Source organism: Bacillus sp. ISL-77 (assembly GCF_018613105.1).
This window is the reverse complement of the sequence record NZ_JAGGQY010000091.1, coordinates 1-6,886: the sequence shown is the minus strand read 5'-3', so window position 1 is coordinate 6,886 and position 6,886 is coordinate 1. Positions and strand designations below refer to the sequence as shown.

Annotated in this window: 11 protein-coding genes; all 11 read left to right on the top strand. The window is 33.7% G+C overall.

Going from position 1 to position 6,886, the window contains the following annotated elements; genetic code table 11:
* Window positions 1–83 precede the first annotated feature (83 nt).
* The 11 genes from J7E77_RS28560 (at window position 84) to J7E77_RS28510 (ending at window position 6,720) form a co-directional block, all read left to right on the top strand.
* Window positions 84–404 carry a hypothetical protein gene (locus tag J7E77_RS28560; protein WP_214718803.1) on the top strand — a complete coding sequence of 107 codons (321 nt, stop codon included), beginning with the start codon at window positions 84–86 and terminating at the stop codon, window positions 402–404.
* A gap of 178 nt (window positions 405–582) precedes the next feature.
* Window positions 583–1,017 carry an SMI1/KNR4 family protein gene (locus J7E77_RS28555; RefSeq protein WP_214718802.1) on the top strand — a complete coding sequence of 145 codons (435 nt, stop codon included), beginning with the start codon at window positions 583–585 and terminating at the stop codon, window positions 1,015–1,017.
* A gap of 99 nt (window positions 1,018–1,116) precedes the next feature.
* Window positions 1,117–1,305, top strand: coding sequence for a hypothetical protein (locus J7E77_RS28550; protein WP_214718801.1), 189 nt, complete (start codon window positions 1,117–1,119; stop codon window positions 1,303–1,305).
* A 361-nt stretch (window positions 1,306–1,666) separates the two neighbouring features.
* Window positions 1,667–2,113, top strand: coding sequence for a hypothetical protein (locus J7E77_RS28545; RefSeq protein WP_214718800.1), 447 nt, complete (start codon window positions 1,667–1,669; stop codon window positions 2,111–2,113).
* Window positions 2,114–2,311: 198 nt separating this feature from the next.
* Complete coding sequence (locus J7E77_RS28540) at window positions 2,312–2,596, top strand: hypothetical protein (protein WP_214718799.1); 285 nt, start codon at window positions 2,312–2,314, stop codon at window positions 2,594–2,596.
* A 47-nt stretch (window positions 2,597–2,643) separates the two neighbouring features.
* A complete protein-coding gene (locus J7E77_RS28535; protein ID WP_214718797.1) occupies window positions 2,644–3,333 on the top strand; it encodes an APC family permease in 690 nt (229 codons plus the stop codon).
* Window positions 3,334–3,626: 293 nt separating this feature from the next.
* The gene (locus tag J7E77_RS28530) at window positions 3,627–4,097 is read left to right on the top strand and encodes a hypothetical protein (protein WP_214718795.1); all 471 of its coding nucleotides are present in this window, start codon (window positions 3,627–3,629) and stop codon (window positions 4,095–4,097) included.
* Between the two features lie 135 nt (window positions 4,098–4,232).
* Window positions 4,233–4,616, top strand: a complete 384-nt coding sequence (locus tag J7E77_RS28525) for a YkvA family protein (protein WP_214718793.1) — start codon at window positions 4,233–4,235, stop codon at window positions 4,614–4,616.
* A 292-nt stretch (window positions 4,617–4,908) separates the two neighbouring features.
* On the top strand, window positions 4,909–5,253 hold the full coding sequence (locus J7E77_RS28520; protein WP_214718791.1) for a HEAT repeat domain-containing protein: 345 nt from the start codon (window positions 4,909–4,911) through the stop codon (window positions 5,251–5,253).
* A gap of 162 nt (window positions 5,254–5,415) precedes the next feature.
* Window positions 5,416–6,090 carry a hypothetical protein gene (locus tag J7E77_RS28515; protein WP_214718788.1) on the top strand — a complete coding sequence of 225 codons (675 nt, stop codon included), beginning with the start codon at window positions 5,416–5,418 and terminating at the stop codon, window positions 6,088–6,090.
* A gap of 138 nt (window positions 6,091–6,228) precedes the next feature.
* The gene (locus J7E77_RS28510; protein ID WP_214718804.1) at window positions 6,229–6,720 is read left to right on the top strand and encodes a DUF6584 family protein; all 492 of its coding nucleotides are present in this window, start codon (window positions 6,229–6,231) and stop codon (window positions 6,718–6,720) included.
* Window positions 6,721–6,886: the final 166 nt, after the last annotated feature.

Sequence of the window (6,886 nt, the reverse complement as noted above, 5' to 3'; positions counted from 1 at the left end):
CCTTACCTATCTGTATTAAGAATGAATGAATGGAATTTGTTGTGAATATATTGGTGATAAAGCCTAAATTGTGGTGGTGTACAATGAAAAAGATTCCAAGTTTATTAACTTTTATTTTCCTTTTGGTTGTTACAGCTTGTGGTGGTCCTTTTTCAACCACAACTTCCGAATTGTATATAGTAAAAAAAGCACATTCAAAGGATTATGAAAAAGCCTGGATAATTGCATTTGACCCCAACAGTATTACAGGTAAAAAGGAAATAAAAATTATGGTCAATGAACCAATGGTGTGGAACTTGATCGAGGTTAATAAAACTTATCTTACAACTTACTCGAAGGAAGGAGATACTCCTTGGGTTTTAGAGGAAATTGCACATCGTGGTGACGATGATACCATAAGATGAAAAAATTATTTAATAAGTTTTATTAAACTAACTGAAGGGTGCTTGAATTTATGAATATTGGCTGCTGCGGCAGCTTTTTCTTATTCGACTAACGAAGCAGTTTACTTGAAGAAGGAAGTGTGTAATTTGTTATTGAATTAATAAAAATGAAAGATTTATGGTGAAGGAGTTTTATCTAATGCAGAATGTAAGATACTTAATCGAAACAAAGAAACCTGGTGTTGATGAATCGGATATAAAGTTGACAGAGGAAAAGTTAGGAGCGATTTTTCCCGAACAGTACAAAGAACTTTTTAAGTTAGTAAATAATCCCGAAATCGGTGAATGGATTCTCTTTCCTATTAAAACCCCCAAAAATGCTAAAAAGACTTGGGATGATGTTGTTAGACAAAATAAGGAAGAAGTAAGAGACGAAAGAATGTCTGAAGACCTTATTGCAATTGGTGATGATGGTTCGGGAGATAAACTGTGCTTTAAAAAAATAAAAGGGAAAATGGGAAATACCATTTATCTGTGGAATCACGAAACAACAGAATTAGATGAATATGCACCTAGTTTACAGCAGTTTATTATTCTAATTTCAGAAGAAGTTGATGACTTTGATGAAGAGTAAAAAGCCTTGTTAAGCTAACGGGGGCAAGAGTTTAAGAACTCGGCTGTCATTTTGGCAGTCTTTTTTCTTGTTCAACTAAAGGGGCAGGATAGTACAGGAATGGGGAAATTAAAAATGAAATTAAATAAACCACAAATCATATTTACATCTGCGTTTGTTGCCACAATAGTTACCGTTGCAAGTTCTTTTATAGAATGGAATAAACAAATTTATGCGGGTATTTTCGCAGGCATAACAACTATTGTTGGTGCAGTATTTGCTAAGATGATTTTTAAGGATAAAAATTAGAAATTTCTTACTGAACAACCATGAAAATAAGTTTCTTCAAGAATGAAAAGTGACAATACTTAAGAAGACCCTGCTCAATCGTTAAAAAAAGAGGAGAGCTTTAAATTAATAAGCCTATGGATTGGGTTGACTGGATTAAGGTCAGTATCAGTATTGGCACTTCCTAACCATTTTCATTCTTTGTGGTGAAGAGCTGGTTTTTAGCGATTCATGGATGGCTAACGGGTGCTTTCCTTAAAGAACTGGCTGCAAAAAAGCAGCCTATTTCTTATTCGACTAACGGTCAGGTTTAGGTTAATAAGACCTTGAGTATGATAGTTACTTAATAAGGATATTGTAAGAAGAAAAAGGAAAAATAATAATGATTGGACTTTTTATCGCAATTATCATATTTAATGTGCTTGCTTTCAAAACTAATAAGAATTTATCGGCAAAACAAATTGCCCATATCTGGTCATATACAATTGCATTTCAAATGTCTTTTGATGCTTACATAGATTTGAAATATCATGCATACTGGTATTTTACAAAAAATGTGGATTGGGCAGCATTACCAGCCAATACTATGTTACTTCCACCTGTAAATATGATGTTTTTGAATTGGTATCCTTTTATAAGATCCTTAATTAAACAAATACGTTATTTTATCTATTGGGAAGTATGTTTGTTAACCTATGAATCCATCACCCTATTGCCCGAACCTTGGGGATATTTTCATTACGGATGGTGGAATTTAGGATATTCAGCAATTATTAATCCTATCTTGCTTTTTATTTTATTGGTTTATTACAAGAGGTTTGTAAACTAGAATAGCATGCATGTTAAACTAAAGGGGGCGATGCTTTAACAAGGCATCATCTTTTTTGGGTTTGATTAACGAAGCATATTGTGAATGATTGTACTTAAAGTAACGGGTGCTTTAGCTCAAGAACGATTTCGCTGTTTCGGCAGCCTTTTTTTCGTTGTTCCACTAACGTGCAGGATAGTTGAATAAGAAAAGTTAGGAATGGTTTGGGGGCGTTTAGCTGGAGTTTCATTGCTTATTGACTACACGTTAACTGTTGCAGTATCCATATCGGCAGGTGTACTGGCAATTACTTCTGCATATCATTCTGCTTTGCCATATATCGTTCCAATTGGAATATTTTTTATCTGGTTTATGGAATGGATGAATCTTAGAGGATTATCAGAATCGGGTAGCCTATTTGCATTTCCAACTTACATATTTATTTTTTGCTTGTTAACCCTGGTAGGAAAAGGTTTATTTGACTGGTTAACTGGTGCAAGTTAGGCAACTCACCATGTTACAATTCCTACAGAATTACCAGCAAGCCTGACATGGTTTTGTTAAAAGCATTCTCTTCGGGGTGTTCGGCTGTAACGGGAGTTGAAGCTATTTCCAATGCTGTGCCCTACTTTCGAAACCCAGCTCAAAGAAATGCGAAAAGAACCATGGTTACATTAGGGGTGTTATTATCAATTATTTTTGGTGGAGTAACGATTATTTCAAGAGCTTATGATATTCACCCTGATCCAACAGGAACTAAAACGGTTCTTTCTATGGTGGCGGAGGATGCCTTTGGGCGTGGAATATTTTATTATATTATTCAGTTTGCGACCATGGCAATATTAATACTCGCTGCCAATACAGCCTTTAATGGTTTTCCAATTTTAGGTTCTCTAATGGCACAAGATAAAAATATGCCCCGAATGTTTGCCAATAGGGGTGACCGTTTAGCCTATAACTACGGAATAATTACACTAGGCATTTTAGCGAGTTTTTTACTCATTGTTTTTGGTGGGAGAACTGAGGCATTAATTCCCCTTTATGCGATTGGTGTTTTCTTATCCTTTACGATGGCACAAGTAAGTCTTGTCATAAAGTGGCGTAGTGATAAATCACAGGGATGGCAAACAAAAGCAATTATTAATGGAATAGGTGCCGTAGTAACATTCTTTGTAGTCATTATATTCAGTATTACCAAATTTGAAGAAGGGGCTTGGATCCAATCAAAGCAAATTAAGTAGAGGCTAGCGCGACGACCAGAAAAGGATTAATCTCCCATGAGTGCTACCCATATAGGGCGCGACAGTCGGTGGTACACCGTGGTCGTCGGAGTCAGACTAACGGATGGGCTCAAAGGCACCATAGTTCAACGACCTTCTTCGCCAGCTATTAAAACATTATCGGAGACCAATTTTCATTCTCTGTGGTGCAGCGACGATTTTTCCGCTGCATGGATGGCTAACGGGCAGGATAGTTAAATAACGAAGGAGATATAATAAGTTAAATGATTCCTTTTAGATAATGGGGTATTAATATGTCAATGAAAAATAAGTGGTTATTTAATATTGCAATGGTATTACTCTCATGGATTACAGTTTCTTTTTTGGAAAGGCGAAGTATAAAGAGATTTTTTCCAGCCTTTATCTTTGTGTTTATAATAAATTGTATTGATGTTCCGATTGGAAAGAAACGTAGATGGTGGTCTTTTTATAATAACCCACATTCCTTTTTTCATAATGAATTTCCTTTTTTAATAGGTCCAATGTTGGCGGTGGCTTTATGGACATTAAAATGGACATACGGAAATTTCAAAAAGTTTATCTTGCTAAATGCTCTTTTCCAATTAATTTTTACATTTTTAGCTAAAAATTTATTTGCAAAGATAAAATTATTTAAATTAGTTCGACTTAATGCATTTCAATTCTTCCTATACTTCTTTTACAAGGCTTTTTTCTTATATGGATTTCAATACATTTATGAAAATAAAAAGAGATTATTCAACTAAAGGGTGCGATACTTCAACAAGGGTATCGCTTTTCCTTATGCAACTAACGTAAGCAGGTTAGTGAAACAAACAAAATCCGTTGTAAATCTTCTTAGTTATAATGGAATAAAATCTTAACTCTTATTAGGAGATAAAATGTTTAAGAAAATTAAGGCTTGGGCAAGGAATTTAAAACGACAAATATTTATTCTTTACTGTGCTTGTAAAGATGAAAGAGTACCTTGGTATGCTAAATTGTTTACTGCTTGTGTTGTGGCTTATGCTTTCAGTCCGATTGACCTAATACCCGATTTCATACCCATTCTTGGCTACTTAGACGATGTAATTCTCGTTCCATTAGGGATAATGATTGCGTTAAAGATGATACCAAAGGTTGTAATATCTGACTGTGAAGTTAAGGCAGAAGAAATGATGAAAAACGGTAAGCCGAAGAATTGGATAGTCGGTTCAATAATAGTATTGATTTGGGGTTTAATTATAATATGGGCTATTTTAAAAATTTATCGCTTCTTCAGCTAACGGATGCTTTGCTTCAATAAGGGAGTAATGCATTTTTTTTCTTCAAGTAACGGGGTTAGTTAAACAAGGATTATTTGAAGTGCCTATCGAATTCTATTTATGGATATGAATTAAGCTCCTTTATCCGCGAGAAAAATGGTTGTTAAGATATATTTCTGCTTACCAAAACTTAACTGCCTTATAAGGAGTGAGAACCTACAATGAGTGAATTACTTTTAGAAATTGAAATATTTAGGAATTGGGCAAGAACAGCAGATAAATCCTTGGGTGAATGGGAAACTGAATACCTACATTGGGACAGAATATATCACTTGTTAAAAAGCTAATAAAGGATACTTCTGTCGAAAAATGCAGTTTAGTCCTGCTAAATGAATTTCTATATATTGTAGCGAGTGACAATGAATCTGAAATAATTATTGATACTTTGATAGAAAATCCAAAACAATTATTATCCATTGCGAAACAAACAGTATCTTTTCCAGATCACGATACAAGATGGCAAATAGCATATGGGCTAGGAAAAATAAATGAGAATAACCAAGAGATAAAAGTTCTCCTTAATCATTTTTTAATCGATGAATCCGAGTATGTTAGAAGAAGAGCGTCCTTTGCTTACGATAAAAAAGGTTTTTATTAAATCCATTCCAAAAGAGTGTAAAAAAACCGCTTGCTGAACTACCATGAAAATCAACTTTCTTCTTTTTCATCGAGCGACGTGCAAATTTACCTTAATTTTCATAGACATTTCGATTCACACACTGATAGAATAATCAGAAGTATATTAGAGGTGGAATGAGAATTGAGAAAAAGATTAGGATGCTTACACGCCCATTATTCGAATATAGAATATATAGAAAATGCACTTTCCCCATTTGACATTGAATTAATACATTTTGTTGACCCAGCATTAATGTATCTAGTTACATCTGATGAAAATTTCCAAGAATTAGATGCTCAAAAAAAAGTTAAAGAGCAAATAGAATGGATTGACCAATGTAAAGTTGATGCTATCCTTATTACTTGCACAAACTATATTGCAATTTTACAGGAAGACCAACTCTCAATATCAGTACCAATTATAAAAATTGATGAACCTTACTTTGATTACATCTGCAATATACAGCAACCTCATACAATTCTATTTACAAATCCTGCAACTGTTAAAGGTACAGTGGAACGACTTAAACATTATGCTAATAACCATCAAATACCTTTAGATTTAGAGGTTATTGTTATTAACAATACTTTTGAATTGATAATGCAAGGACTAAAACAAGAATACAATCAAGAAATTTCCAAGTTCTTAAATCAAATCATTAAAGATGAAAAGAAAGTTATCTCCGTTGCTCAATTATCTATGGTCGATGCATCCAAGCAAGTTGAATATAAGACATCTAAGACTATTATTAATCCCTTGGATACATTAGTATCTTCCATCGTTAATCAATTAGAATTAGAGAAGAAGAATAAATGATAAACTGATGTGTCCTTATTTAACTAAAGGGTGCTAGAGTTATATTACTATGCTGCTGTTGCGGCTATTTTTCTTTATAAAGCTAACGAAGTTGGTTTTTTAATAAAAATCCAATATAAATTAAGGAGGGAGACTGCTATAGGAAGGATACCTGCTAAAACTTTAAAGAAGATAGAAGAGGACATTAAAAATGATGATTTAGGAAAAGCGAGAGATAGACTTCACGGATTAATTTCCACTAACCCTAATGAATTAGAGCTTCGTAGAAAATTAGGAGATATTTATTTTTTATTAAAATATCCATCAATGGCCGGTCGATATTGGTATCTAGAAGAGAATAAGACCCCCGAAATGGTAAAAGCGTGTGCCGCGTTCGAAAAATCTGAGGGGAATGATCCATCTAGAATATCAACAGCTTTAAAATTTAAAGGAAATCCTGAAATAATACAAAAATTGCAATTAAATCAGGGGTACTCTCCTATTAAGGATAAAGTTAAAGAAAAATTAGTGGAAGAACCTACTGAAACATTAGGTGATAAGTTAGTAACCATTGGATGTATCTCTATTTTAATATTAACTTTTTCCTTTACATTAATTGGTATTATCACTATTTTTAGATGGATATTTTAACATAGGTCCAAATTCATTAGAAGTTGTTCTTAAACTAACGAAGCAGGTTAGCATTCCTGTAGATCGTTAAATTTCAGGTTTGAAAAAAATAGAGCCCCTCAGTAAGATACGAGTATAGAGTCCAATCTAACTCAGAGTCTTAAGGAGGAAGCCCTACTATGAATTT

Excerpts from the sequence above, each read along its gene's own strand:
- J7E77_RS28540 (WP_214718799.1), top strand. The coding sequence starts at position 2,312 with ATGGTTTGGGGGCGTTTAGCTGGAGTTTCATTGCTTATTGACTACACG.
- J7E77_RS28525 (WP_214718793.1), top strand. The coding sequence starts at position 4,233 with ATGTTTAAGAAAATTAAGGCTTGGGCAAGGAATTTAAAACGACAAATA.
- J7E77_RS28560 (WP_214718803.1), top strand. The coding sequence starts at position 84 with ATGAAAAAGATTCCAAGTTTATTAACTTTTATTTTCCTTTTGGTTGTT.
- J7E77_RS28555 (WP_214718802.1), top strand. The coding sequence starts at position 583 with ATGCAGAATGTAAGATACTTAATCGAAACAAAGAAACCTGGTGTTGAT.
- J7E77_RS28535 (WP_214718797.1), top strand. The coding sequence starts at position 2,644 with ATGGTTTTGTTAAAAGCATTCTCTTCGGGGTGTTCGGCTGTAACGGGA.
- J7E77_RS28530 (WP_214718795.1), top strand. The coding sequence starts at position 3,627 with ATGTCAATGAAAAATAAGTGGTTATTTAATATTGCAATGGTATTACTC.
- J7E77_RS28550 (WP_214718801.1), top strand. The coding sequence starts at position 1,117 with ATGGGGAAATTAAAAATGAAATTAAATAAACCACAAATCATATTTACA.
- J7E77_RS28545 (WP_214718800.1), top strand. The coding sequence starts at position 1,667 with ATGATTGGACTTTTTATCGCAATTATCATATTTAATGTGCTTGCTTTC.